Source organism: Rhodoferax saidenbachensis (assembly GCF_001955715.1).
Classification (GTDB): domain Bacteria; phylum Pseudomonadota; class Gammaproteobacteria; order Burkholderiales; family Burkholderiaceae_C; genus Allorhodoferax; species Allorhodoferax saidenbachensis.
Map to the genome: position 1 here is coordinate 883200 of NZ_CP019239.1, position 25919 is coordinate 909118.

At 61.7% G+C, this 25919-nt stretch carries 25 protein-coding genes and 2 tRNA genes; 13 read left to right on the forward strand and 14 right to left on the reverse strand.

The features are described 5' to 3' along the window. Window positions 1-16: 16 nt before the first annotated feature. Window positions 17-1060 carry a signal recognition particle-docking protein FtsY gene (gene ftsY / locus RS694_RS04235; protein ID WP_076069370.1) on the reverse strand — a complete coding sequence of 348 codons (1044 nt, stop codon included), beginning with the start codon at window positions 1058-1060 and terminating at the stop codon, window positions 17-19. A 29-nt stretch (window positions 1061-1089) separates the two neighbouring features. Here ftsY and RS694_RS04240 point away from each other — a divergent pair, with 29 nt between their 5' ends. The 3 genes from RS694_RS04240 (at window position 1090) to RS694_RS04250 (ending at window position 4623) form a co-directional block, all read left to right on the forward strand. Beyond that, window positions 1090-2532: a M16 family metallopeptidase gene (locus tag RS694_RS04240; RefSeq protein WP_076069372.1), complete on the forward strand. Its 1443-nt coding sequence runs from the start codon at window positions 1090-1092 to the stop codon at window positions 2530-2532. Between the two features lie 11 nt (window positions 2533-2543). Beyond that, a complete protein-coding gene (locus RS694_RS04245; protein WP_029709828.1) occupies window positions 2544-3896 on the forward strand; it encodes a M16 family metallopeptidase in 1353 nt (450 codons plus the stop codon). Window positions 3897-4185: 289 nt separating this feature from the next. After that, window positions 4186-4623, forward strand: coding sequence for a DUF3592 domain-containing protein (locus RS694_RS04250; protein WP_076069374.1), 438 nt, complete (start codon window positions 4186-4188; stop codon window positions 4621-4623). A 72-nt stretch (window positions 4624-4695) separates the two neighbouring features. On the opposite strand, the gene RS694_RS04255 is transcribed toward RS694_RS04250, so the two are convergent. Next, window positions 4696-5394 (reverse strand): GGDEF domain-containing protein, encoded by a 699-nt coding sequence (locus RS694_RS04255; protein ID WP_152528919.1) that lies wholly within the window; start codon window positions 5392-5394, stop codon window positions 4696-4698. 100 nt (window positions 5395-5494) lie between these two features. On the opposite strand from RS694_RS04255, the gene rsmD reads away from it, so the two are divergent. From rsmD to RS694_RS04270, 3 genes are read left to right on the forward strand one after another with little or no spacing between them, the layout of a single operon-like run. Further along, the gene (rsmD, locus tag RS694_RS04260) at window positions 5495-6118 is read left to right on the forward strand and encodes a 16S rRNA (guanine(966)-N(2))-methyltransferase RsmD (RefSeq protein ID WP_076069380.1); all 624 of its coding nucleotides are present in this window, start codon (window positions 5495-5497) and stop codon (window positions 6116-6118) included. Between the two features lie 24 nt (window positions 6119-6142). Beyond that, complete coding sequence (coaD, locus tag RS694_RS04265; protein WP_029709629.1) at window positions 6143-6634, forward strand: pantetheine-phosphate adenylyltransferase; 492 nt, start codon at window positions 6143-6145, stop codon at window positions 6632-6634. A gap of 12 nt (window positions 6635-6646) precedes the next feature. Then, window positions 6647-7093 carry a universal stress protein gene (locus tag RS694_RS04270; protein ID WP_029709630.1) on the forward strand — a complete coding sequence of 149 codons (447 nt, stop codon included), beginning with the start codon at window positions 6647-6649 and terminating at the stop codon, window positions 7091-7093. An 11-nt stretch (window positions 7094-7104) separates the two neighbouring features. On the opposite strand, the gene RS694_RS04275 is transcribed toward RS694_RS04270, so the two are convergent. Further along, window positions 7105-8529: an amidase gene (locus RS694_RS04275; RefSeq protein WP_029709631.1), complete on the reverse strand. Its 1425-nt coding sequence runs from the start codon at window positions 8527-8529 to the stop codon at window positions 7105-7107. An 81-nt stretch (window positions 8530-8610) separates the two neighbouring features. Between RS694_RS04275 and RS694_RS04280 the strand changes: the two genes are divergently transcribed. Then, the gene (locus RS694_RS04280; RefSeq protein ID WP_029709632.1) at window positions 8611-8883 is read left to right on the forward strand and encodes a YfhL family 4Fe-4S dicluster ferredoxin; all 273 of its coding nucleotides are present in this window, start codon (window positions 8611-8613) and stop codon (window positions 8881-8883) included. 21 nt (window positions 8884-8904) lie between these two features. Here RS694_RS04280 and RS694_RS04285 read toward each other — a convergent pair whose 3' ends face one another. From RS694_RS04285 to RS694_RS04320, 8 genes are all read right to left on the reverse strand, one after another. Continuing rightward, on the reverse strand, window positions 8905-9333 hold the full coding sequence (locus RS694_RS04285; RefSeq protein WP_029709633.1) for a hypothetical protein: 429 nt from the start codon (window positions 9331-9333) through the stop codon (window positions 8905-8907). Beyond that, on the reverse strand, window positions 9330-9992 hold the full coding sequence (gene pth / locus RS694_RS04290; protein ID WP_029709634.1) for an aminoacyl-tRNA hydrolase: 663 nt from the start codon (window positions 9990-9992) through the stop codon (window positions 9330-9332). The genes RS694_RS04285 and pth overlap by 4 nt, the downstream gene beginning before the upstream one ends. Window positions 9993-10069: 77 nt before the next feature. Beyond that, on the reverse strand, window positions 10070-10750 hold the full coding sequence (locus tag RS694_RS04295) for a 50S ribosomal protein L25/general stress protein Ctc (RefSeq protein ID WP_029709635.1): 681 nt from the start codon (window positions 10748-10750) through the stop codon (window positions 10070-10072). A gap of 127 nt (window positions 10751-10877) precedes the next feature. Further along, the gene (locus RS694_RS04300) at window positions 10878-11855 is read right to left on the reverse strand and encodes a ribose-phosphate pyrophosphokinase (RefSeq protein ID WP_029709636.1); all 978 of its coding nucleotides are present in this window, start codon (window positions 11853-11855) and stop codon (window positions 10878-10880) included. Window positions 11856-11932: 77 nt separating this feature from the next. Continuing rightward, window positions 11933-12009 (reverse strand) — tRNA-Gln (locus RS694_RS04305). A 21-nt stretch (window positions 12010-12030) separates the two neighbouring features. Then, window positions 12031-12933, reverse strand: coding sequence for a 4-(cytidine 5'-diphospho)-2-C-methyl-D-erythritol kinase (ispE, locus tag RS694_RS04310; RefSeq protein WP_029709637.1), 903 nt, complete (start codon window positions 12931-12933; stop codon window positions 12031-12033). A 76-nt stretch (window positions 12934-13009) separates the two neighbouring features. After that, a complete protein-coding gene (locus RS694_RS04315; RefSeq protein WP_029709638.1) occupies window positions 13010-13510 on the reverse strand; it encodes a lipoprotein insertase outer membrane protein LolB in 501 nt (166 codons plus the stop codon). After that, complete coding sequence (locus RS694_RS04320; RefSeq protein WP_029709639.1) at window positions 13507-15237, reverse strand: tetratricopeptide repeat protein; 1731 nt, start codon at window positions 15235-15237, stop codon at window positions 13507-13509. The genes RS694_RS04315 and RS694_RS04320 overlap by 4 nt, the downstream gene beginning before the upstream one ends. A 50-nt stretch (window positions 15238-15287) precedes the next feature. Here RS694_RS04320 and mutM point away from each other — a divergent pair, with 50 nt between their 5' ends. The 3 genes from mutM to mutY all read left to right on the forward strand — a co-directional run bounded on the left by mutM (window position 15288) and on the right by mutY (window position 19338). After that, a complete protein-coding gene (gene mutM / locus RS694_RS04325; protein ID WP_029709640.1) occupies window positions 15288-16100 on the forward strand; it encodes a bifunctional DNA-formamidopyrimidine glycosylase/DNA-(apurinic or apyrimidinic site) lyase in 813 nt (270 codons plus the stop codon). 141 nt (window positions 16101-16241) lie between these two features. Beyond that, complete coding sequence (locus tag RS694_RS04330) at window positions 16242-18200, forward strand: dynamin family protein (protein WP_029709641.1); 1959 nt, start codon at window positions 16242-16244, stop codon at window positions 18198-18200. A gap of 94 nt (window positions 18201-18294) precedes the next feature. After that, the gene (mutY, locus tag RS694_RS04335; protein WP_029709642.1) at window positions 18295-19338 is read left to right on the forward strand and encodes an A/G-specific adenine glycosylase; all 1044 of its coding nucleotides are present in this window, start codon (window positions 18295-18297) and stop codon (window positions 19336-19338) included. 704 nt (window positions 19339-20042) lie between these two features. Here the strand turns inward: mutY and rapZ are convergent. The 3 genes from rapZ to RS694_RS04350 are packed head-to-tail and all read right to left on the reverse strand — an operon-like array spanning window position 20043 to window position 23500. Continuing rightward, entirely contained in the window at window positions 20043-20927 is an 885-nt protein-coding gene (rapZ, locus tag RS694_RS04340) for an RNase adapter RapZ (RefSeq protein ID WP_037248555.1), read from the reverse strand. 2 nt (window positions 20928-20929) lie between these two features. Then, window positions 20930-22579, reverse strand: a complete 1650-nt coding sequence (recN, locus tag RS694_RS04345; protein ID WP_029709644.1) for a DNA repair protein RecN — start codon at window positions 22577-22579, stop codon at window positions 20930-20932. 24 nt (window positions 22580-22603) lie between these two features. After that, on the reverse strand, window positions 22604-23500 hold the full coding sequence (locus RS694_RS04350; protein WP_029709645.1) for an NAD kinase: 897 nt from the start codon (window positions 23498-23500) through the stop codon (window positions 22604-22606). Window positions 23501-23807: 307 nt separating this feature from the next. On the opposite strand from RS694_RS04350, the gene hrcA reads away from it, so the two are divergent. From hrcA to RS694_RS04365, 3 genes are all read left to right on the forward strand, one after another. Further along, window positions 23808-24812 (forward strand): heat-inducible transcriptional repressor HrcA, encoded by a 1005-nt coding sequence (hrcA, locus tag RS694_RS04355; RefSeq protein ID WP_029709646.1) that lies wholly within the window; start codon window positions 23808-23810, stop codon window positions 24810-24812. Window positions 24813-24847: 35 nt separating this feature from the next. Further along, window positions 24848-24924 (forward strand) — tRNA-Ile (locus RS694_RS04360). Between the two features lie 224 nt (window positions 24925-25148). Beyond that, entirely contained in the window at window positions 25149-25868 is a 720-nt protein-coding gene (locus RS694_RS04365; RefSeq protein ID WP_161631579.1) for a substrate-binding periplasmic protein, read from the forward strand. The last annotated feature ends 51 nt before the right edge of the window (window positions 25869-25919 follow it).

Here is a 25919-nt window from a genome sequence, read left to right on the forward strand (position 1 = left end):
GTGGTCTTGAGGGCTTTTAAGTGATCAGGGCCTGCGCAAATTCGCGCGCATTGAAGGTTTCCAGTTCGTCGAGTTGTTCACCCACACCGATGAAGTACACCGGGATGGGTCGCTCGCGTGCAATGGCGGCCAGCACACCACCCTTGGCGGTGCCGTCGAGCTTGGTGACGATCAGGCCGGTCAGGCCCAGCGCGTCGTCAAACGCCTTCACTTGCGCTACGGCGTTTTGCCCCGTGTTGCCGTCGATGACCAGCAGCACCTCATGTGGTGCGGAGGCTTCGGCCTTCTGAATCACGCGTTTGATCTTCTTGAGCTCTTCCATCAGGTGCAGTTGCGTGGGCAGGCGTCCGGCGGTGTCGATCAGCACCACGTCTTTGCCGCGTGCGCGTCCGGCGCTCACCGCGTCAAAGCTCACGGCGGCGGGGTCGCCACCTTCCTGGCTGACGATTTCCACCGTATTGCGGTCGGCCCAGACGGTGAGCTGTTCGCGCGCCGCGGCGCGGAAGGTGTCAGCCGCGGCCAGCAAAACGCTTGCGCCGCTGTCGCTCAAGTGTTTGGTGAGTTTGCCAATCGACGTGGTCTTGCCCGCGCCATTCACGCCAGCCACCATGATGACGGTGGGCGTGTGCTGGCCGATGACCAGCGGTTTTTCCAGCGGCTTGAGCAAATCGGTCAGCGTGGCGATCAGGATGTTCTTGAGTGCTACCGGGTGCGTGACGCCGCTGGCAGCGACTTTGCGGCGCAGCTCGGCCAGCACGGTCTCCGTTGCGGCCACACCGGCGTCAGACATCAGCAGCGCGCCTTCGAGGTCTTCGTACAGCGCTTCGTCGATGACGTTGCCACCGAACACACCCGAGATGCTGGACGCCGTCTTGCCCAGGCCGGCCTTGAGCTTGTCCAGCCACTTTTGCCGCTCGGGCGGGGGGGCGGCGGGGTCGGGGATATCGATGGGGATGACCAGCGCGCTGCCGATCAGGGAGCCCCCGGCCGGTAGCGCGGGCGCATCCGCAGCAAGGGGGGCGGGAGGTGGGGGAGTTTTTTTCTTGAAAAAGCTGAACATTTGGTGCGTTCTTAGAATCACACCATTCTATGAAACACCCACCCCACCGGTTCTCTCTCCCCCTCTTGTCCCTTTGGGCCCCCACTTCCTTGGTCATAAGCTTGTGCCTGGCACCGCTGGTGGCGCAGGCGGAGGCACCTCCCAGCGTGCAGCAATTCACCCTGTCCAACGGCATGACGCTGATCGTCAAACCCGACCACCGCGCGCCCACGGCGGTGCAGATGTTGTGGGTGCGCGTGGGTTCCATGGACGAGGTGGACGGCACCAGCGGCGTGGCCCACGTGCTGGAACACATGATGTTCAAGGGCACGCCCAAGGTGCCTGCAGGTGACTTCTCGCGCCGTGTGGCGGCGCTGGGCGGGCGTGAAAACGCTTTTACCGCCAAGGACTACACGGGCTACTACCAGCAGATTCCGGCCAACCGTCTGCAGGAGGTGATGCAGCTCGAAGCCGACCGCTTTGCCAACAACCAGTGGAGCAACGAGGTGTTTGTCAAGGAGCTGGAGGTGGTGAAAGAAGAGCGCCGCCTGCGCACCGACGACAACCCCCACGCCCGCCTGTTCGAGGCCATGACGGCGCAGGTCTACCAAGCCCACCCCTACCGCCGCCCCATCGTGGGCTGGATGAGTGATCTGGACGCGATGACGCCCGACGATGCCCGCGCCTTTCACCAACGCTGGTACACGCCCGCCAATGCGGCGCTGGTGATTGCCGGCGATGTGGATGTGGCCCAGGTCCGAACCTGGGCGCAGCAGTACTACGGCGGCATTGCCAGCCACGCATTGCCCGTGCGCAAGCCGCGTGAAGAGCCCGCACAAAGCGGACTGCGCCGCATGGACTTCAAGGCCCCGGCCGATCAGGCGTATGTGGCGCTGGCGTTCAAGGTGCCGGGGCTGGCTGCCAATGCACTCAATGACGGCGTGCAGGACGCCGCCAGTGACGAAGCCTTCGCGCTCACCGTGCTGTCCGCCGTTCTCGACGGTTACGAGGGTGCACGCCTGGACCGTGCGCTGACGCAGCCTGCCGACCGCGTGGCCGACAACGCCGGTTCGCACTATGGGTTAAGCGCGCGCGGACCGGTGCTTTTCATGCTCTCGGGTGTTCCTGCTGCTGGAAAAACGGCGGCCGAGCTGGAACAGGCCCTGCGCGCGCAGGTGGCCACAATCGCCAAGGACGGTGTCCAGGAGTCCGAGCTGGAACGCGTCAAGACCCAGTGGGTCGCGGGTGAAATCTACAAACAGGACAGCGTATTCAACCAGGCACGTACGCTGGGTGCGAACTGGGCCACCGGTTTTGCGCTGGACGCGGACCAGCGCGTGATCGCGCGCCTGCGCAAGGTGACCGCACAGCAGGTGCAGGCCGTGGCGGCCAAATACTTCGGCGACGACGCCCTCACCGTGGCCACGCTGTGGCCACAGCCCATCGACAAAACCCGCAAGCCCCGCGCCCCCGTGGCCGGCCTGCGCGACTGAGCACCCGCTTCATGATTACTATCAAAACAGGAGCTGCTCGCGCACTATTGGCGGGGGCTACAGGCCTTTTTCTTATGAATTCTGGCTGGGCGGCCATTCCTATCCAACAGTGGACCCAGCCCTCGGGCGCGAAGGTATTCCTGGTGGAAAGCCCGGGCATTCCCATGGTGGATGTGCAGATTGACCTGGACGCTGGCGGACGCCGCGACACGGCGGACAAGGTGGGTCTGGCCAGCCTCACCGCATCAGGCACCGGCAATGGCGTGCGCGCTGTGGGCAAGGAGCCCGCACTGGATGAAAACGGCCTGAGCGAAGCCTGGGCCGATCTGGGCGCTTCGTTTGGCGGTAGTGCAGGATCCGACCGTATGAGTTTTGGCCTGCGCAGCCTGACCTACCCCGACATCCTGGCCCGTGCCACCGCGCTGGCCGCGCGCCAACTGGCCGAGCCGTCCTACCCGGAATCGGTCTGGCTGCGCGACCGCGCCAAACTTATCGCGTCCATCAAGGAAGCCAACACACGTCCCGCCACGCTCGCTGGCCGCGCCTATACCCAGGCGGTGTACGGCACGCACCCTTATGGTTTTGAAACCACCGAGGCCACGCTGAACCGCATCACCGTGCAGGACATGCGCGCCCTGCACACGCGCGTGGTGCGGCCCTGTGGGGCCAAGGTCAGCATCGTGGGCGCGCTCACGCGCGTGCAGGCCGATGCGCTGGTGACGCAACTCTTCGCCCGTCTGCCCGCCGGTACCTGTGCCGCGCAGGCCGCTGTGCCCGAAGTGCAGCCCTTGCAGGCCGCTACAGACCAGCGCATCGCCTTCGCATCTGCCCAGGCCCATGTGCTGGTGGGGCAGCCCGGTTATGCGCGCAGTTCGCCCGATCACTTTGCGTTGTTTGTCGGCAACCACATCCTGGGCGGCGGTGGCTTCACCTCGCGCTTGATGACCGAAGTGCGCGAAAAACGTGGCCTGACCTACGGCGTGTCCAGCAGCTTCTCACCGGGCCTGCACGCAGGTGCGTTCAGCATTGGTTTGCAAACCCGCCCCGACCAGGCCGAACAGGCACTGCAACTGGTGCGTGAGGTGTTGGCAAAGTTTGTGACAGAAGGCCCCACCGAAGCCGAATTACAAGCCGCCAAGGACAACCTGATCGGTGGCTTCGCGCTGCGCATCGATAGCAACCGCAAGCTGCTCGACAACGTGGCCAACATCGCCTGGGTCGGCCTGCCGCTGGACTACCTGGACACCTGGGCCCAGCGGGTTGAGAAGCTCACCGTGGACGACATCCGCGCCGCGTTTGCGCGGGTACTGCAGCCCGGGAAGATGGTGACGGTGGTCTTGGGCGCGCAGGACGCTGCGAAGTAGTTCCTTGGTGCACGCATGCAAGCCGCTGCGGGAGAGGTGACCTAGCGGTTTGCCTGAAGTTGGAGTTCCAGCGGACACGACAATTTAACCATTGCTCACCGGCTTCAGTATTGCGGCACTCACTGGAATTCAACGAGAGCTAGTTTGTTTTTGAGTTTCCAATGCGGCATATAACTTATCGAGAATTCCGCATAAAGATTTCAAGCTATTTTCAGGAGATTTCGATGGGCGGTATTTTGAGAAAATTTCGCTTTATGCGATGTACTGAATTGCGAGAGATCCAACAACGATGACGTTCGGCTTTGAACACAGTATGGCGTGGGTTGCCTTGATCCTCGGTATTGGCACGTTCGTTGTCGGCCTTAGTCGCCGCGCTAAATTCAAGAGTCAATTCAATTGGACGCTTGTGCCTGGTGTGATCGTGACTTCAGAAGTTAAATGGGAGAGTGGTCTCTATATTCCCACGGTAACTTATCGATATGAAGACGCTGGCCGGAAATTCACAGGAAATACTGTTGTATCCGGTCTGATTTCCTTTAGCTCCCGGGCAGAAGCAGACCGTGTTTGCGCAAAGTACCCAGTAAATGCCGAGGTTCCGGTGTATATCGCTCCGAGCCAACCGTCACATGCAGTGCTGGAAGTTGGAGGGGATCGCGCCTACTTTCCTTTTATGTGCTGTCTTGGGTTCATCTCCATATCTTTTGGAATTTTGTTGCTGGCACATTGACTGGGCTTCATTAACCAACAATACATTGCACGATGGTTGATGCTGTTTGAATGCGCTTTCGGTAATGAATGACTAACGTAACTCCATCAACCCGGAGGCCTTGCAGTCGTACATGCCCTGGTCTGCGACGTGCAGCAGGTCGTCCAGGTTGGTCCCATGGTGCGGGAATAGCCCGAAGCCCACGCTAGCACCCACGTTCACGGTGTTATCACCCGGTAGCGCGATGTCTTCCGAGATGGTGGCTATCAGCTTGCGGCCTATATACACCAGTTCGTCGGGGTCTTCAAACAACTCGATGAGCAAAACAAACTCATCCCCTCCGATGCGGGCCACGGTGTCCGAAGCGCGCACCGCTGCCAGCAGGCGCACGGCCACGGTGCGCAGCACCAGATCGCCAGCCGCATGGCCATGTTGGTCGTTGATGGCCTTGAAACCATTGAGGTCCACCATCAACAGCGCAAACTCCAGCCGGTTGCGCTTGGAGCGTTCCAGCGCGAGCTGAAAACGGTCGGCCAGCAGCAAGCGGTTCGCCAGGCCGGTCAAGCTGTCCGTGAAAGCCTGGTTCCTGAGACGCTGCGCGTTGCGCTCCAGCGTGGCAATTTCATGGCGCAACACGGACTGCTGGCGCAGCGCAAGGCGCAACCGCATGCCCAGACGACCTAACGCCAGGGCCAGAGGCAGCAGGGCGAGATAGGGAGAGACCAGCAGACACAACCCCGCCGCCAGCAGGGCCAGCGCCTCAAAACGGAAGTGGGCGAGCAGGGACTTCATCTGCTGCCCATTCTGCGGGGCGGCTCCGGCTTGTGTCCCGGGTAATTTGTTACCAAGTATGTCGATCGGCGCGTCCGTAGCCATGCGGTAAGCTGCTTGCATGAAAGCCAAAGCCCCGACCCCAAACGCCGCCAAGCGTCCACCCCGCCCCCGCGCCCCCCAGTCCCATGAAATCCGCATCATCGGCGGGCAGTGGAAACGCACCAAACTCAAGGTGGCCGACAAACCCGGGCTACGCCCTACGCCGGACCGCGTTCGCGAGACGCTGTTCAACTGGCTCGGCCAGGACCTGAGCGGCTGGCGCTGCATGGACGTGTTTGCGGGCACGGGCGTGTTGGGTTTTGAAGCCGCTTCGCGGGGCGCTACCGAGGTGTTGCTCGTAGAGCAGGACGGCGCACTGGTGGCCCAGCTCAAGCAGACGCAAATCGCCTTGCAGGCCGATGCCATCCAGATCACACGCGGTGACGGTGTGGCGGCCTTGCGTACCGTGGCGCCAGCCAGCCGCGATCTGATTTTTCTGGACCCGCCATTTGATGCGCCGCTGTTTGAACCCGCGGTGACCGCGGCGGCTCGTGCCGTGTCTGCGCAGGGGTTTATTTATCTGGAAGCGCCGGTGGCGTGGACGGCCGAACAACTGGAGCCATTGGGGCTGGTGCTGTACCGCCATCTCAAGGCGGGTGCGGTGCACGCACACCTGTTGCGCCTGGCTACCGCCGCTGCATAATGGTTTGAGCCAAGGAAGTCCTCCATGTCCAACCCTGTAATTGCCGTCTACCCCGGCACCTTCGATCCCATCACCCTGGGTCATCTCGACATCATTCGCCGCGGTGCGCGCCTGTTTGGCACGGTGGTCGTGGCCGTGGCTGCCGCCCACCACAAGAAGACCATGTTCAGCCTGGATGAGCGTCTGGATGCGGTGCGCGAAGCGGTCCAGCTACTGGGCAATGTGCGTGTGGAAAGCTTCAGCGGTCTGGTGCGTGACTTTGCGGTGGCGCAGGGCGCCGGTGCCATGTTGCGCGGCGTGCGCTCGGTGACGGACTTTGATTACGAGACCCAGCTCGCCGGCATGAACCGCGCGCTGGCACCCGATGTGGACACTGTGTTCCTCACGCCCGATTCGCGTTACCAGTACATCTCCAGCACCCTGGTGCGTGAGATTGCCACGCTCAAGGGGGATGTGGCCCAGTTTGTAACGCCCGAGGTCCATGCCCGCCTGCTGGCGAAGCTACAAACCCCTTAGAAGGAGAGCAGCATGAAGATTCTCTTGCCCGTGGACGGTTCGGAGCTGTCACTGGAGGCAGTGCGTTTTGTGCTGCGCATGGCCCAGGACGGCCTGCAGATCAACGTGGTTCTGGCCAATGTGCAGGAGCCGGCCAATCTGTATGAAGTGCTGGTGGCCCACGATCCGGAGCTGATCAACCGGGTCAGTGCGCAGGCCGGCCTGCACGCGCTGACGGCAGCCAAGGAATTGCTGGATGCGGCCAAGATCAGCTATGAGCGTGAAGTGGCCAAGGGCGACCCGGCGCACACCATCGTCGACATTGCAGAGCGCTTTGAATGCGAGTTGATCGTGATGGGTGCACGCGGCGCGAGCGCGCTGCGCAGCGCCATGTTGGGTTCGGTATCCAACGAGGTGCTGCACGCATCCGGTGTGCCGGTGATCATCGTCAAACCACCGGAAGAAGTCCTCGCCGAATAGGCGATCTCGGTTCAGGCAACAGGCGGCTCCGGCCACGGGCGTTGCGCTTCGCGCAGCCGTTCAAACGCGCGGCTGACCTGCAACACCCCCAGATCATCAAACCGTTTACCTGCAATTTGTAGGCCGATAGGCAGACCGGCCTCACTGTAGCCACAGTTGATGCTGGCGGCCGGTTGCTCCGACATGTTGTAAGGCACGGTGAACGCAATGTGCTCTAGCGGGCGCAATGGGTCGTGGGTGGGGGAGGGCAGTGCAGCATCAAACGCAACGATGGGTGCCGTGGGCGAGATCACATAGTCAAACGCATTGCAGGCGTTCACCGTGGCCACGCGCGTGGCGTGGAACTGGCTGAACGCTGCAAAGGCCTCGGGCCCCGACATTCCTTGCGCGCTGTCGGCCCAGTCGCGGATGTAGGGCAACACGGCGTTGCGTTTGTCGGGCGGCAGCGCGGCCAGGTCCACATGCGAGCGCAGGCGCCAACTGTGGTCCATGCCGTCCAGCATCTGGCGCGTGAAGAAGGGCAACATGGGCTCGACCATAGCGCCCGCGTCTTCAAAAATCTGGGCTGCGCGCAGTATGGCGTCGCGCACCTCCGGCTCCACGTCCAGACCACAGCCCGCATCCATCAACAGGCCGATGCGCAGGCCGCGCAGCTTCTCGGCCGGTGCGTCCCATTCACTCCACGCAATCGCCTGTGCAGGCAGGCTCATGCTGTCGCGTGCATCGGGCTGGCTCAGCACCTGCATCATGAGCGCGGCGTCGGCCACGCTGCGGGTCATGGGGCCGGCGGCGCGCCCGGTGTATGCCGGGTCAATCGGCACACGGCCCAGGCTGGGTTTCAAGCTGTAGATGCCGCACCAACTGGCGGGCAGACGCAGCGAACCTCCAATGTCGGTGCCGATGTGCAGTGGGCCGTAGCCCGCTGCGGCAGCGGCCCCGCCACCAGCGCTGGAGCCGCCCGGTGTTTTGCGCAGGTCCCACGGGTTGCGCGTGAGCGGGTGGAAGGTGGAAACACCCGAGGACAACATGCCGTAGTCGGGCATGGTGGTTTTGCAGACCATCACGGCCCCGGCCTCACGCAGGCGCGCTGCAGGGGGCGCATCACGCTGGGCGGGCGTGGCGTCAGTAGCCAGCGTGCCCAGAGGCACGGGGTCGCCCTGGGTGGCTATGTTTTCCTTGATGGTGACCGGCACGCCGTCCAGCGGACCGCAGGGCGTGCCCTGGTGCCAGCGCGCTTCCGACGCCTGGGCCTGTGCCAGGGCCAGCTCGGGGCGCAACAGGTAGCTGGCAGAAATATGCCGTTCCCAGCGGGCCATATGGTCCAGCACGGCGTAGGTCACCTCCACCGGGCTGAGCGTACGCGCCCGGTAGGCCTGCAGCAGGGCCTGCGCGCTCCAGGCGTGCAGCGGCAGCGTAGGTGTGGCGGGTGTGGACATGGCGGCAGTAGTGGTATGGCAGCGGGGAGGCGGCCATTATGGGGCGGGCAGCGATAATCGGGGCATGGAGTTTCTACCGCCATGGCGCTGATCATTACCGACGAGTGCATCAACTGCGATGTGTGCGAGCCCGAGTGCCCGAACGAGGCGATTTACCTGGGTGAGCAGATCTACGAGATTGACTCGCACAAGTGCACCGAGTGTGTGGGCCATTTTGACGAACCGCAGTGTGTGCAGGTGTGCCCGGTGGCGTGTATCCCGGTGAACCCGCAGTTCATCGAGGACAAGGAAACCCTGTGGCAAAAATACCGCCGCCTGCAACTGGTGGCCGCCAAGCCTGACGCGGCAACCTGAGACCGGGCGAGCCCGGCCTGGTTACTTCTTGGTGCCGTCGGCCTTGGGGTCTGGGGCCGATTTGGCGGTGAAGAACTCGGGTTCTTTGCTCTTGGCCTTTTTCTTCTTCAATTCATCTTCTGTCTTGGTGTCGGCCTTGGCGCTGCTTTTGGCGCCCTTGGTTTTGTCAGCCGTCTTGCCCGCAATCTTGTTCTGGGCCAGGGCCTGCGCTTCTTCCTTTAGTCGGGCCTTTTCCATCGCGTCCGCTGCCTTGGCGTCCTGTTTGGTTTGCTTGTCCGCCTCGACCTTCTGCGCCTTGCTGCGCGCATCACCGGTATCTACGGTGACCGCGTCTGCGCAGGGGATCTGGCTGTAGCTGCTCCCGCATTTATAGACTTTTTGGCTCCAGGCCCCCGTAGGTATTGCGCAAGCAGCTATAAAAAGAGTAGCAAATGCGAGAGAATTCTTCATGGTTCCACCTTGGACTCTGTGGTTGCGGGGGCCAGGACTGGGGACTCGGGAGGCGTTGCGACGGGCTTGGGTGGCTTGGGGCGTGGCGGTTTGCTGGTGTGTACCAGCATGGTGGCCTTGTCCATTTCGCCCGTCAGGAAGTGGGGCACCGCCTTGAGGCAGCGGTCTATGCTTTGCTCAATGGCAATGCGGTGGTCGGGCGAAGGCTTTTTAAGGACCCAGTTCACCACTTCGGATTTCACACCGGGGTGACCGACCCCCAGGCGCAGGCGCCAGTAGTCACCGGTGCCCAGTTGGGCGTGGATGTCGCGCAACCCGTTGTGGCCGGCGTGGCCACCGCTCAGTTTGAGTTTGACCTCGCCAGGCACGATGTCCATCTCGTCGTGCGCCACCAGAATTTCCTGTGGCGCAATTTTGAAGAAACGGGCCAGCGCGGCCACCGATTTGCCCGACACGTTCATGTAGGTCTGCGGTTCCAGCAGCCACACGTTCTGGCCGTTGATGCTGGTGCGTGCCACCAGGCCGTGGTAACCCTTGTCCATCTGCAGCGGTGCCTTTAATTGGCGTGACAAGGCATCAATCCACCAAAAACCGGCGTTGTGGCGTGTCCCCTCGTATTCGGGGCCGGGGTTGCCCAGGCCCACAAAAAGCTTGATCATTTTTGGAGTTTAACGGTAGACGCAGAAATGAAAACGGCCCACCGAAGTGGGCCGTTTTAGCAGTCAGCAGACGCTGATTACTTCTTGGCGGCTGGTGCCTTGGCAGCAGCAGGTGCCTTGGCAGCGGGAGCGGCCTTGCCACCCTTGGCGGGCGCAGCAGGTGCGGCAGCCGCGTCGGCAGCAGGTGCTGGCTCAGCGCTGGCAATTTGCACGACCGAAACGATCACGGGGTTGTTCTTGCCGTGGGTCACAGCGCTCACGCCCTTGGGCAGAACGAGGTCAGCCAGGTGCAGGGACTTGCCCTTCTTCAGGCCGGACAGGTCCACAGCGATGAACTCGGGCAGGTCCTTGGGCAGGCACAGCACTTCGATTTCAGTCACAACGTGGTTGGCGATGCAACCATCGGTCTTGACGGCTGGGGACAGCTCGTCGCCGCTGAAGTGCAGTGGCACCTTCATGTGCAGCTTGGTGTTTTCGTCCACGCGCTGAAAGTCAATGTGCAGGATCAATTGCTTGAAGGGGTGCATTTGCACGTCGCGCAACAGAACCTTGTGTTCCTTGCCAGCGAGTTCCATGTCGAGCACGGAAGCGTGGAAAGCTTCCTTCTTGATGGCGTGCCACAGCGCGTTGTGATCGATTTCGATCAGTGTGGTGTCTGTGCTGCCACCGTAGACGATGCCAGGTGTACGACCGGTATTGCGGAGACGGCGGCTCGCACCCGTGCCCTGCTTAGCGCGCTCAAAAGCGACAAATTTCATAACTTACTCCAGTAAGAGTCCACCGCGACCAGTGTGACTCCGATTAAAAAAGACGCCTCAAACCCGTATTGGCAAGGCGCCTGCTTTTTGTCCCGTCCCCAACCTCCGCAGAGGTTGTACAGACACCTCAGAAGAGGTTGTCCTGGTCCGAGAACAAACTCATGACCGACTCGCCCTTGGCAATGCGCTGTATCGTTTCGGCGATCAGCGGTGCCACGGTGAGTTGGCGAATTTTCTGGCACTGCGAAGCCGCAGCGCTCAGAGGGATGGTGTTGGTCACCACCACTTCATCGAGCGCGCCGCCATTGGCAATACGCTCGATCGCGGGACCCGAGAAAATCGGGTGTGTGCAATAGGCATACACCTTCTTGGCACCGCGCTCTTTCAATACTTCTGCGGCCTTGACCAGCGTGCCGGCTGTGTCAATCATGTCGTCCATGATCACACAGTTGCGGCCTTCGATCTCGCCGATGACGTGCATCACTTCGGACACATTGGCCTTGGGGCGGCGTTTGTCGATGATGGCCAGATCGCAGCCCAGTTGTTTGGCCAGCGCACGGGCACGCACCACACCACCCACGTCGGGCGAGACCACGATCAGGTCTTCGTAATTCTTTTGGCGCAAATCGCCCAGCAACACGGGGGACGCATAAATGTTGTCCACCGGGATGTCGAAAAAGCCCTGGATCTGGTCAGCATGCAGATCCATGGTCAGCACGCGGTTCACGCCCACGGCTTGCAACATGTTGGCCACCACCTTGGCCGTGATCGGCACGCGGCTGGAGCGGGGGCGGCGGTCTTGCCGCGCATAACCAAAATAGGGGATCACGGCGCTGATGCGTTCGGCCGATGCACGCTTGAGCGCATCCACCATGATCAGCAATTCCATCAAATTCTCGTTAGTGGGTGCACAGGTGCTTTGCACCACGAACACGTCACGCGCACGCACGTTCTGGTTGATTTCGACGGTGACTTCACCATCCGAGAAACGCCCCACGGTCGCGGCACCCAGAGAAATGCCCAGGTGCTTGGCGATATCCGCAGCCATGCCAGGATTGGCATTGCCGGTAAAAACCATGAAATCAGGGGTATTGGGTGCCTGCATGTGGGTTCCAGCGAAGAATTTGGTGTGATGCCTGTACGCCGTGAGATCCGCTTCCGGACCACTCCGGGTAGCATATTTGGCAGGGGAAGAAGGATTCGAACCTTCGCATGCTGGAATCAAAATCCAGTGCCTTAACCAACTTGGCGACTCCCCTACACAGGTTGGCAGCTAAAAGCTACCCACCGCTAAAACCGTCGTTTTGCGACATTTTGCCGTCGCTGGATGCCCATCCCAATAAGGGGTGAACTTCCAAACCGCTGCATAACCGGACTTGAAGCGATTCCGGTGGTGTCACCAGATTCAGATCCAACCCACTATCTTGCAGCAAGTGCGCAAACACCGCGCTTCCAGAGCCTGTCATCCGACCCCTCAAACCTTGGTCCGCAAGCCAGTCGAGGGCTTGGGTTACACCAGAGCAGAGCTTTTGGGCAACGGCTTGCAAGTCGTTCCGGCCGAAATTGAATATGCGACCGTCTGTATTTGCAGCGAAGCCTGAGATTATAGCAGTCTCTGAGTCGCGTTTTAAAGTCGGGTCAGAGAAAATTTGTCTGGTTTCCAGTCCGGCCTCGGGTTTCACCACGACGAGACGTGTGGCGGGCAGTTCCAGCGGGGTGATTTTCTCACCTATGCCTTCAACCCAGGCATTGCGCCCGCCCAAAAAGAAAGGCACATCGGCACCCAGCGCCAGGCCGATACGCGACAAGGCTTCCACCGACAAATTCAGTTTCCACAAGCGGTTGAGCGCGAGCAACGTAGATGCGGCATCCGACGATCCGCCGCCCATGCCGGCCTGTGCTGGCACCGATTTGGCGACACCTATATGCGCACCCAGCGGGCATTGCGTGGCCTGCTGCAGTGCGCGGGCCGCGCGCACGCTCAGGTCATCCTCTGGCAATGCCCAGGTCAGGTCTTCACGCGTGATCTTGCCGTCATTGCGCAGCTCGAAATGCAGGGTGTCGCACCAGTCGATCAGCATGAAGACCGACTGCAACAGGTGGTAACCGTCCGCTCGGCGGCCGGTGATGTGCAAAAACAGGTTGAGTTTTGCGGGAGCTGAGATGTCGTAGAGCGACTGCATGGGCGGCATTATCTCTGTGGTGTGAAGGGCAACCCGCCGCCGGGCTACCCCAGGTAGGGTCAGCCACTGCTGGGTATTACTTGTCCAGGATGATTTTCAGCTCGGCAGGTACTTCTGGCGCCAGTCGACGGGCGTTCAGGCGACCTTCCGGCAAAGCACTGAGGTCCGCCTCCCAGCCGGCTGCGTTGGCGGGTTCGCCCTGTAGCCAGGCGAACAGGGCGACCACTGGCAATTCCGCGCCGGTGGCGTGGCGGGTCAGTGCGTCCAGCGATTCAAAATTCTGCGGCGCACCGGTGGTGACCAGTTGGGCCGAACGTGCATCCCATTGCAGGCGCGCCAGTGTGTTGCCCAGAGGCGAGGTAAAAGACAGCACGCCGGCTTGCGCATCCCCCAGCAATTCAAAACTGGCCGCGAAAGACTGCACGGGCGTGGTCTGCACTTTCAGGGACAGACGCCCTTGCCAGGATCTTTCAGGAGGAAATTCGGCTCTATCCCTTATGGGAGTTGCGCAACCAGCTATAAAAATAATAGCTAAAGAGGCGGCCAGCCAGGCGCACAGGCGTTGCACCACATTCACGGTTTGGGGCCGTAGCGGCGCAGGGTTTCGAGCAGGGTTTCGTTTTCAGGGTTCAGGCCTTTGCCTTCGTTCCATATGGCGCGCGCCTGGTCCTGCCGGCCCATGCTCCACAACACTTCACCCATATGGGCGGCGATTTCTGCATCGGGGCGTGCCTGGTAGGCGCTTTGCAGCAGGCGCAAAGCTTCCTCTGCATTACCGCTACGGAATTCCAGCCAGCCCATGCTGTCCACGATATAGGGGTCGTTGGGCGCAAACTGCAGCGCTTTACTGATGAGTTGGCGCGCCTCAGGCAGACGCTGGTTGCGGTCTGCCAGCGAATAACCCAGCGCGTTGTACGCGTGGTGGTAGTCCGGTTTGGCCGCAATCACGCGGCGCAGGAGCTGTTCCATGTCGTCAATTTTCTGCACCTTCTCCGCCACCATGGCCTGGTCGTACACCAGATCGATGTCCTGCGGGAAACGCTGGACGGCGGTACCGAGCAGTTCATAGGCGGCCGCGTACTGCTTGTTGTCGCGCAGCAGTTGCACTTCGGCGCTGACCTTGGCGCGTGCGTCTTCTTCCTTGATCTCTGGTGTGTTGCGTATCAGCGCGCGGCCTTCTTCGATCTTGCCCTGGCGGGCCAGGATCATGGCGCGGTGGCTTTGTACGCGCAGCGCGTCCTGCGGGCTGTTGATGCGCTGCAGGTAGGCCTGTGCCTCGTCAAACTTCTGGTTTTGCTCGGCAATCTGCGCCAGCAGCAAATAGGCCTGCACCAGGCCGCGGTCCATCTCTGCGTCATCCGCGGCAGGCGGGATCAGCTTGGCATAGGTTTTCAGGGAAGCCTCGGCCGCCGTGAATTGTTTTTCCTGAAACTCCAGTGAGCCACGCACCAGCCAGGCTTCTGCATAGTCTTTCTTCTCGGTGGTCAGCACCTGCATTTGCACCAGCGCTTCGGGGTAGCGCTGGGCGTCCAGCAGCTTGCGCGCATACGCCATGCGCAGCTCTGGCAGCGGCTTGCCGTCCAGATACTTGCGCAAAATGGCTTCGGCGGCGGGGTTTTTGGTATCCATCAGCCCCAGCGCCAGCAGGATGGGCTCTTCGGCTTTGGCGTTCAGGGCGGCTCCGCGGCGTGTGGCCTCGATAGCACCGTCGATGTCGCTTGCCAGATAGCGCAGCGTGCCGATGGCGGACCAGGCGACGGGGCCGGTTGCGGTGCTGGCCAGTTCGCCGGCCAGTGCCTGTTCCACGACAGTGGCCGCCAGCTTCCTGTCCGTGGCGCGTGCAAAGTAGCGGGGCAGCAACGCAATGGCAGAAGGCCGGTCTTTGGGCGCCATGCCAGCCAGGTCGCGGCGGATGGGCTCCAGCGTCTCGGGGATTTTGTTCAGGCCAATGAGGATCTGCAGCAAATAGCGGTTGGCATCTTGTGACGCCGGATACGCCCTGACCCAGGCCTGTGCTGCCAGCAGGGCGGAATCGCCACTGCGCGCTTGCAGGGCGACTTCCACCGTGCGTTCGTACAAACGCTCCGAACCGGTTTTGCGGGCGGCGTCCAGCAGCAGGCCGTATGCGCTGGCGGCGTCGCCATTGCGTGCGCTCATTTCGCCTACCAGCAACTGGTAAAAGAGCTCGCTGTTCAGGCCTGAGTTGGCTGGCTCCGCAGCGTCGGCAGGCGGCGCAGCCCAAACGCCACTACAGGCAAGGACGGTGAGCAGGGTCAGGGCAATGCGGCGCTTGGGTCGTGTCATCAGACCATAATAATCCAAGCTGAAGAAGCTTGTACCCCACTTGGACACCCATGCCTGAATTGCCCGAAGTTGAAGTCACGCGCCTGAGCTTTGCCGACCGCATTGCCGGGGCGCAAATCCGCGATGTACAGATGGGCAAGGCCTTGCGTTGGCCGCTGGGGATTGAACCGAAAATCTTGATTGACCGGCGCGTGCGGGGTGTGCGCCGCCGTGGCAAATACCTGCTGCTGGACCTGGACGACGGCTTGTTGCTGCTGCACCTGGGTATGTCGGGCAGTGTGGCGTTTGACCGCCAATTGCCGGCGCCGGGTGTGCACGACCATTTCGACATGCAAACCACCCACGGCACGTTGCGCCTGAACGATCCGCGGCGTTTTGGCGCCGTGGTCTATGCCGCCAGTGAGCAAGACCCGGTGGCCGTCAAACTGCTGGGCCGCCTGGGTGTGGAGCCGCTGGGCGATGGGTTTGACCTGAAGCAATTCCAGCAGGGCCTGAAGCTGCGCAAGGGGCCCATCAAACAGGTGCTGCTGGCCGGTGAGGTGGTAGTGGGCGTGGGCAATATTTATGCGTCTGAAGCGTTGTTTCTGGCCGGCATACGCCCCACCACCAAGGCCAACAAGATCAGCGGCCCCCGCGCGGCCCGCTTGCACGCAGCCGTGCGCGATGTGCTGGCGCGTGCCGTGGAGAAGGGCGGTAGCACGTTGCGGGACTTTTCCAATGCGCAGGGCGAGAGTGGTTATTTCCAACTGGAGGCCATGGTCTATGGGCGCGAGGGCGAGGCCTGCCGGGTTTGCTCTACTCCGATTAAGTCAATCCGCCAGGGCCAGCGCTCGACGTTTTTCTGCCCCATTTGCCAGAAATGAACCCCACGCTCCACCACTTCGCGGGTCGCTGCCCCCCCGAGGGGGCCTTCGCGCCTTGGGGCGGCCCGGCGGCGCTCAAAGCTGCTTTTCCTGCGTGTCGAGCTGCGCGCGGTGCTATATTGAAAGATTCACGGGGGACTCTTGGCTACTTCATTCAACGAACAATTTGACCAGCACGGTACCTGGCGGCGCGAATTTGCGCTGCGCCTGAAGCTGCTGGGCGAGTGGATGAAGGACCACGAGCTGCTGGACGCCGCCGTCGAAGAACGCCTGCGCCGCCTGGAGACCCAGGTGCGCTCCGACAAGGTCATGGTCGCCTTCGTTGCCGAGTTCTCGCGCGGCAAGTCCGAAATGATCAACGCGGTGTTCTTCGCCGGTTACGGTCGCCGCATCATGCCCGCCAGCGCCGGCCGCACCACCATGTGCCCCACAGAGATGGGGTATGACGCCGACGTGCCGCCTTGCCTGCGCCTGCTGCCCATCGAGACACGCCTGCAACCCCAGGCCCTGATGGAATGGCGCATGGCGCCCGAGAAGTGGACACGCATCGACCTCGATGTGAACAACCCCCAGCAACTGGCCGCCGCGCTCGAAAAAGTGGCCGAAACCCGCAAGGTCACGCAAGACGAAGCCCGGGCCTTGGGCTTTTGGCACAACCAGGCACCCGAAGACAACCCCATGGTCGACGCGCAAGGCATGGTCGAAGTGCCCAAGTGGCGCCACGCGCTGATCAATATCGCCCACCCTTTGCTCAAGCAGGGGCTGGTGATTCTGGACACCCCGGGCCTTAACGCCATTGGCGCCGAGCCTGAGTTGACCGTGAGCCTGATTCCGCAGGCGCATGCGGTGGTGTTTATCTTGGGTGCCGACACTGGTGTCACCAAGTCTGACTTGTCCATCTGGCGCGAACACCTGATCACTGAATCCAGCGATACCGATGCGCGCCTGGTGGTGCTCAACAAGATCGACACGCTGTGGGATGCGCTGAGCACGCCCGCCCAGATCCAGGCCCAGATTGACCGCCAGAAGGCCAGCACCGCGGAAATCCTGGGCATCCCCAAAGACCAGGTGATTGCGGTCTCCGCACAAAAAGGCCTGGTCGCCAAGGTCACTGACGACGACGCGCTGCTCAAACAAAGCTGCCTGCCCGTGCTCGAAGACGCGTTGGGCCGCGGCATGATGGGAAAACGCCAAAAAATTCTCGCGTCGGCCATGAACGGCGGTATTTCCGAGCTGCGGCTGGAAACCGGCCGTGTCATCAATATCCGCAAGCGCGACCTGACCGAGCAGATGATGGAGCTCAAGGGCCTGCAGGGCAAAAACGCCTCCGTCATCAAACACATGCGCTCGCGCATTTCGCAAGAGCAGGCCGAGTTTGATGTGGGCGGCGCCAAGATCCACGCCGTGCGTTCGGTGCACCTCAAGCTGTTGCGCGAAGTGTTCAGCATTCTGGGCTCCAAGGCACTCAAGGCCGAGATGGCCCAGCTGACCGGCGCGCTGATGCAAAAGGGCCTCAAGCTGGGTGTCAAGAAAGCCTATGGCGAGACTTTTGACCGCCTGCGCGGCAACCTGCAAAAAGTGCAGTCGCTCACCGGCGAAATCCACACCATGCTGGCCGCCACCTTTCGCCAACTCAACGGCGAATATGGCTTCTCGCTGCAGGCCCCGACCGAGCCGCAGTTTGCTGGTTTTGTGAATGACCTGAACCTGGTGGAGCGCAGCCATCTGCAGTACCTTGGCATTGGCAACGCCTTCAAGCTGGCGCAACCCGAGTTCTCCGACCGCCTGGTGCGCGCGCTGTCCACGCGCCTGCGTGGCATCCATGAGCACGCGCTGGCCGACGTGGAGCTGTGGAGCAAATCCGCCGCGGCCCAGTTGGACGCACAACTGCGCGAGCGCCGCCGCAACTTTGCCCGCCGCATCGAAGCGATTGACCGCATCCAGCAGGCTGCCGGTGGACTGGAAGACCGGATCCAGGAAATCGAACAACAAGGCACGGCGCTGAATCAGCTGGACGTGAAGCTGTCCGAGCTCACCAACTACCTCATCACCGCCAACGAACCCGCTGCGCTGACCGAAGTGGACGTGGAGCTCGCCTGAAAATGTGGCCCCCACGTTCCGCCGCTACGCGGGTCGCTGCCCCCCGAGGGGGCGCGGCCTTGCTTGGGGCGGCCCGGCGCGGCGGCCATTGCATGTGAAGCGTCCCGGAGGTGACTTCGCCACCCAGGTGGTGAAGTGGCAAAAGCAGCACGGTCGCAACGACCTCCCCTGGCAGAACACCCAGGACCCGTACCGGGTCTGGCTGTCTGAAATCATGCTGCAGCAAACCCAGGTGGTCACCGTGCGTGGCTACTTCGCACGTTTTCTCGACAAATTCCCTGACGTTGCTTCCTTGGCCGCTGCTTCACAAGATGAGGTCATGGGCCTGTGGAGTGGTCTGGGCTATTACAGCCGCGCACGCAACCTGCACCGCTGCGCGCAGGATGTGGTGGCGTTGCATGGCGGCCAGTTCCCACGCGACGCGGCCACACTGACCACACTGACCGGTATTGGCCGTTCCACCGCGTCAGCCATCAGCTCGCTGTGTTTTGGCGAGCGCGTGGCGATTCTCGATGCCAATGTGAAACGGGTGGTGACACGTGTGCTGGGCTTTGATGCGGATCTGGCGCAGTCCGCCAACGAACGCGCCTTGTGGGACGCCGCGACGACGTTGATACCCAAGCGCAGCCAGGACATGGCGCGGTATACCCAGGGCATGATGGATCTGGGCGCCACGGTGTGTCTGCCCAAGAAACCGAACTGTGCGGCGTGTCCGGTGCAGGCTTCATGTGTTGCCAGGAAGGCGGGTAACCCGGAGCGCTTTCCGGTGCGCACACGCAAGCTCAAGCGTTCGAGCCAGTCGATTTGGTTGTTGTGGTTGCAGCGCGAGGATGGTGCGGTGTGGTTGTCGAAGCGGCCTACGCCGGGGGTGTGGGCTGGATTGCAGTGTTTCCCGCTGTTTGACAGTGAGGATGCCTTGCGTGCGGCACTGTCTGCTCGCTTGCTGCGGGGGCTGGAGATGTTGCCGGTGTTTACCCATGTACTTACGCACAAAGACCTTTTTCTGCATCCAGCCCGCGTGGAGGTTGCGCAGGAAGCTATGGATTTAGGAGCGGGGGAGTGGTTTTCTCCGGCGCAGTGGGAGGCTGCGGGGTTGCCGGCGCCTATTCGGAAGTTGTTGGTTTCCGCTGGGGCTTAGCTTTTTTCTACTGAGAAGGTTTGATTGTTTGGCATGTCGGGATGTGCGCCCGACAGCGCACTTACTTTCTTTGCTTCGCCAAAGAAAGTAAGCAAAGAAAGGCGAGCCGGATTCGTCGGCCCTTCGCTTCGCTACGGGCACGCTGCGTTGCTCGGTTTGGGCGGGGTCTGGCTCGAACTCGCTGCGCTCAAACAATCGCCAGCCCTGATCCGCCCAAACCTGCGCTACTCGCCTCCTCATTACGGCGTGGAGTCCAAATACAGACAGCCGGATACCAAAGTCCGAACTTCGTCCGCGCTGCGCGCGGACGGGTATTCATCTCTCTTGGCCGAGCGCAGCGATGGCCTGTGCTCCCCCAATCCCTTCTGTATGCGCCGAGGAGCGCAGGGGGCGACGGATCAGGACTGGCGATTGTTTGAGCCGAAGGCGAGTTCGAGCCAGGCCCCGTCGACACCGAGCACCGCAGGTTGCCCCGAAGCGCAGCGTAGGGGACGCAGACAGCAGGGTCGCCTTTCTTTTGGTGACTTTTCTTTGGCGAAGCAAAGAAAAGTTACTGCGCTGTCGGGCGCACAACCCGACATGCCAAAACATCAAATCATCCCGCCGAAGCGAATTTAGCTGGCAAGAAACCGAAAAATGCTATGAAATAAATAGCTACCTGCGCACATTCCAAAAGGGCTAGGGCCACTTTTGGCACATAAAACTCACCGCGCGTCCATCTCCCGATGCCGCTTCAGCGTGATCCACTCCGGCCCAAACCGCTGCGCCAGTTTCTCCACCAGATAAACCGACCGGTGCTGCCCCCCGGTGCAACCAATCGCCACCGTCACATAACTGCGGTGATCCCGCGCCAGTGCGTCCAGCCAGTTCTCCAGGAAATGGATGATGTGGTGCAGCATCAAGTCCACATCGGGCTGTGCCTGCAAAAAGTCGATCACCGGCTGGTCACGCCCGGTCAGGTGTTTGAGTTCGGGGTCGTAGTGCGGGTTGGGCAGCATGCGCACGTCGAATACGTAGTCTGCGTCTGACGGCACACCGCGCTTGAAGGCGAAGGACTCGAATACCAGTGTGAGTTGCCCGCCTGGTGCGGCAATCAGTGTCTTCACGTAGCCCTGCAGTTGCGCGGGGCGGATGATGCTGGAGTCGATGACGTGGGCCTGCTCGCGCAGTGCGGCCAGCAGCTCGCGTTCCAGCTCAATCGCGTCCACCAGCGCGCGGCGTTCGTCCTGGACGCCGTGGTCCGAGCTGTTTTGCGACAGCGGGTGTTTGCGCCGGGTTTCGGAATAACGGCGCACCAGCGTGTCGGTGGTGGCGTCCAAGAAAAGTGACTTGACGACGATGCCTTGGGCGCGCAAAGCCTGGAGTTGCTGCGGCACCTGTGGCAGCGAAGTGGCGCTGCGCACGTCCATGGCGATGGCCAGGCGGTGGGCTTGGTGCTTTTGCTCCAGCTCGACAAAGGGCAACAGCAGCTCGGGCGGCAGGTTGTCCACGCAGTAGTAGCCGGCGTCTTCCAGTGCGTGCAGCGCCACTGATTTGCCGGAACCTGACATGCCGGTGATGAGCACGATTTCCATGGTGGTGTCTGCCATGGTCAAGCGCCGGTTTGCAGCATTTCCTTGGCGTGTGCCAGGGTGGTGCTCGATAGTTTTTCGCCGCCCAACATGCGGGCGATCTCGCCTACGCGCTGTTCGCCAAACACGGCGGCCACGGTGCTGAGTGTTTGCTTGCCTGCCATGTGTTTGGCCACCACCAGATGGTGGTTGGCGCAGGCGGCTACTTGCGGCAGGTGCGTGACGGCCAGCACCTGGCGATCCGCGCCCAGTTGCTGCATGAGGCGGCCCACGGTTTCGGCCACGGCACCGCCCACGCCGGAATCCACTTCGTCAAATATCAAGGTCTGCGCGGTGCCGAGCTGGCTGGTGGTGACCGCAATGGCCAGCGCCATGCGTGACAGCTCACCACCCGATGCGACCTTGCCTACTGGGCGCGGCGTGCTGCCCGCGTGGCCGGCCACCAGGAAAGACACGTCTTCCAGCCCGCTTTGCATGGGCTGGGCTGCGGCTTCCAGCGCCACCTGAAACTGCCCGCCCTGCATGCCCAGGCCCTGCATGGCCTGCGTGATGCTTTGCGCCAGCAGCGGCGCGGCCTTGGTACGTTGTTTGGAAACGGCTTTGGCCTCGGCCAGATACGCGGCATGTGCTTTCTTCTCGCGTATTTGCAGTCCGTCCAGATCGGCCGCCGCATCCAGTTGCGTCAGCTCGGTCTTCCACGTATCCAGCAGCGCGGGCAGGTCTTCGGGCGCACGTTTGTAGCGCCGCGCCAGGCTCACCCACAGCGCCATGCGTTCGTCCAGCTCGGCCAGGCGTTGCGGGTCCAGCTCGGTGCGGCGGGCATAGCCGCGCAGGGTGTGTACCGCGTCTTCGATCTGTGCCACGCTGGAGGTCAGGGCATCCAGCGGGTCCTTGAAATCGGTCTCCAGATGCGCCTGGGCCTGTAGCAGTTGCAAGGCGGCTTGCAGCGGCTTGAGCGCGTTGAGTTCGCCGTCTTCCAGCAAGGTCACCGCACCCTCGGCCGCGTCCAGCAGGGCCTGGCCGTTGGAGAGGCGGCTGTGGCTGGTGTTGAGTTCGTCCCATTCGTCGGCCTGGGGTGCAAGTTTGTCGACCTCGCCAATCTGCCAGGCCAGGCGCTCCCGCTCGCGTTGCAGCGAGTCCTGCGCTGCCACGGCCTGGGCCAGCGCGGCTTGCGCCTGGCGCCATTCGGTCCACAGGTTGGACAGGGTGGTTGTTGACACTTTGGCGTAGGCGTCCAGCAGGCCGCGCACGGCGTCGGGCCGGGTCAGGCTTTGCCAGGCGTGCTGGCCGTGGATGTCGAGCAACTGTTCGCCCAGCGTGCGCAACTGCTGCGCCGTGGCCGGGCTGCCATTGACCCAGGCGCGGCTCTTGCCTTGTGTGTCCACTGTACGGCGCAACAGCAGCGTGTCGCTGTCTTCAAAGCCCGCTTCTTCCAGCAGGGCCTGCAGGCCGGGTGCGGTGTCGAACTCGGCGCTCACGTCGGTGCGTGCCGCGCCCTCGCGGATCACGCCCACATCGGCACGCGCGCCGGTCACCAGTTGCAGCGCGTCAATCAGGATGGATTTGCCCGCGCCGGTTTCGCCGGTCAGTACGCTGAAGCCGGACTCCAGGTCCAGCTCCAGTTCGCTGACGATCACAAAGTCTCTGAGAACAATCCGTTTGAGTGCCATATCTCGCTTGTCTCGCTAGGGCCTTCAGGCCACGCCTTCATTCCAGTGCATTTTTTGCCGCAAGGTGTCAAAGTAAGTCCAGCCCTTGGGGTGCAAGAAGCGCACCCGGTGCTCTGACAGCGTGACTTCGATGCGGTCACCGTGCATCAGGCTGGCCAGGGATTGCATGTCAAAGTTGGCGCTGGCGTCACGGCCTGCTACTATTTCTATAGCTATCTGCGCAGTGTTGGAGAGGGCTATAGGCCGATTTGACAATGTATGGGGGGCGATGGGCACCATCACCCAGGCCGGAATGGAAGGGTGTAACAGCGGTCCGCCGGCGGACAGTGAATAGGCCGTAGAGCCTGTGGGGCTGGCGATGATCAGGCCGTCGGCCCGCTGGTTGGACACAAAACGCCCGTCCACCTCCACGCGCAACTCCACCATGCCCGAGGTGGCGCCGCGGTTGACCACCACGTCGTTCATGGCCAGCGCGCTGAACACGCAGTGCCCGTCGCGCATCACGCGGGCCTGCATCAGGCTGCGGTCGTCCTGCTCGTAGTCGCCCGCCAGCATGGGCCCCAGCGTGACCTTGTACTGGTCAAACGGAATGTCGGTGATAAAGCCCAGGCGCCCCTGGTTGATGCCGATCAGCGGCACGCCGTACTGCGCCAGCTGGCGGCCAATGCCCAGCATGGTGCCGTCGCCACCCACCACCAGGCCCAGGTCGCATTGCGCACCAATGTTGGCCACGTCCATCGCGGTGTAGCTGGTCAGGCCCATGTTGGCGGCGGTGTCGGCCTCCAGCACCACGTCGCAGCCCTGGTCCATCAGGAAGTGGGCAATGTCGTCCAGCGCCTTGCGCGTGGAGGCCCCGGCGCAGCCCGCGGCGGTAGCGTGGTATTTGCCTATGAGCGCAACCTGGCGGAATTTGGACTTCATTCGCAAATTAGACACTAAATAGATCACCCAGGGCCTGCTCACACTATTTTTGCCAGATGCGTTGTGCGTCAAAAAAGCCATGCGCAAGGCGCAAAACGCAGCCGGGGTCGTCCCCGGTAAGGCTTTGCAACGCCGCGCGTGGCTTTTTTGGCCACAACCCGAAGGGAACGGCATGAGAAAAGCGCCACTCGTCGTTGCAGTCCTAGCCAAGGCGGCCAGCCTTGCCGTCGTCCCGCGCCTAGATTGGCGCTTTTCTCATGCTGTTCGCACTGGCAAAAATAGTGTGAGCAGGCCCTAGAATGGCCCGATGCTCGATGATCGTTCCAAGTTGTTGTTGAAAGCGCTGGTAGAGCGCTACATCGCTGATGGACAGCCGGTGGGTAGCCGCACCTTGTCCAAGGCCTCGGGCCTGGATTTGTCACCCGCGACCATCCGCAATGTGATGTCGGATCTGGAAGAGCTGGGCCTCATCGTCAGCCCCCATACCTCTGCGGGGCGCGTTCCCACGGCGCGCGGCTACCGCCTGTTTGTGGACACCATGCTGACCGTGCAGCCCGCGCAATACCAGTCGCACAGCCTGGCGCCCGACCAGCCGCAAAAAGTCATCTCCAACGCGGCCAACCTGTTGTCCAACCTGTCGCAGTTTGTCGGTGTGGTGATTGCACCGCGCCGCACTTCGGCGTTCAGGCACATGGAATTCTTGCGCCTGTCGGAGAAGCGCCTGCTGGTCATCATCGTCTCGCCCGACGGCGACGTGCAAAACCGCGTCATCTACACCGAGCAGGATTACACCCAGTCGCAACTGGTGGAAGCAGCCAACTTTCTCAACACCCATTACGTGGGGCTGGAGATCGAACAGGTGCGCACCCGTCTGCAGGGTGAGGTGGAATCACTGCGCAGCGAAATTGCCGCCCTCATGCAGGCCGCGGTCACCGTCAGCTCCGAAGCCATGACCGAGACACAGGACGAAGTGGTCATCTCGGGCGAACGCAACCTGTTGTCGGTGTCTGACTTTTCCAGCGACATGGGCCACCTGCGCCGCGCGTTTGATTTGTTTGAGCAAAAAGCGCAGCTCATGCGCCTGATGGACATTGCCGGCCAGGCCGAAGGCGTGCGCATTTTTATTGGTGGTGAGAGCCAGGTCGTGCCCTTTGAAGACCTGTCCATCGTCAGCAGCCCGTACGAGGTGGACGGCAAGGTGGTCGGCACGCTGGGTGTCATCGGTCCCACGCGCATGGCCTATGACCGCATGATCCAGATCGTAGACATCACCTCCAAGCTGGTCAGCAACGCGCTGAGCCACCACAAGTAGGCCCGCTGTAGCCCGCTACAATCTTGGATTGGTCTGGGGCGTTAGCTCAGTTGGTTAGAGCAGAGGACTCATAATCCTTTGGTCGAGTGTTCAAGTCACTCACGCCCTACCATTTACTTTCAATCCGTGGCTGCCTATCAGGCAGCCATTTTTATTTGGCGTGCTGTGTATTACTACCGCGATTACGTTTGGCGTTCATTCGTCTAGTGTCTCTAGAGCAGTTTGATGCGATATAAGTGGCGCGACATGTTTCGTCCTTTAATTCTCCTACGTACAGCCGTCTGCCTTCTCGGCGTGCTGACCGCATGCGCGTTGCAGGCCAAAGAAGTTTTGGTTGTGGGAACCACCTTCGCGCGGATATTTGAGCAAACCGAGCAAGGTGAATTCGTCGGTCTGGGTGTAGAACTGGTCCGCACGATTGCACGGCAGCAGGGTCTGAGTATCAAGTTCGGTATCTATCCGTGGGCCAGGGCGCAGGACATGGTTGCCAACGGTGGTGCGGACGTATTGGTGGGGCCGTACAAAACGCCTGCACGGGAGCAGCGTTTTCTGTTTGCCGATCAGCCCTTCTACCAGGACAACATGGTGTTTTACAAGCTGGCAGGGTCCAAAGCCGGTTGGGACGGTAGTTACGAATCGCTCAAGGGCAAACGTCTGGTGGCCGTACTCGGCTGGGCCTACGGCCAGCCTTTTGACCAGGAGCGTGTGAATCTGGGGGTGACCAATGCCCACACGGTGGAAAGCGGGTTATCCATGTTGCTCAATGACCGAATGGACTTCTTCGTGGCCAACGAGCGCAACACCACGGCGGGCATGGCTGCGTTAGGCAAGCAGGAAAACTTTGCGGTTGTTGCGCCCATCATTGGAACGGAGGTGGGCTATTTCGCGTTTACCAAGGATGCGGACCATGAAACGCTTCGCCAGGCCTTCAATGCAGGAATGAGCAAGTTGATTGCCTCTGGCGAATACGCTGTCATGGCGCGGCGTTACAGCATCAGCATGCCTGTCGTATCAACCGGCAAGTCGGCTGCGCCGAAGCCCGTGGCGGTGAAGTAGCGCTGGTCCACCAGCTTTCGGTAGTACCAGTAGTTCCTCATCGCCATGGCC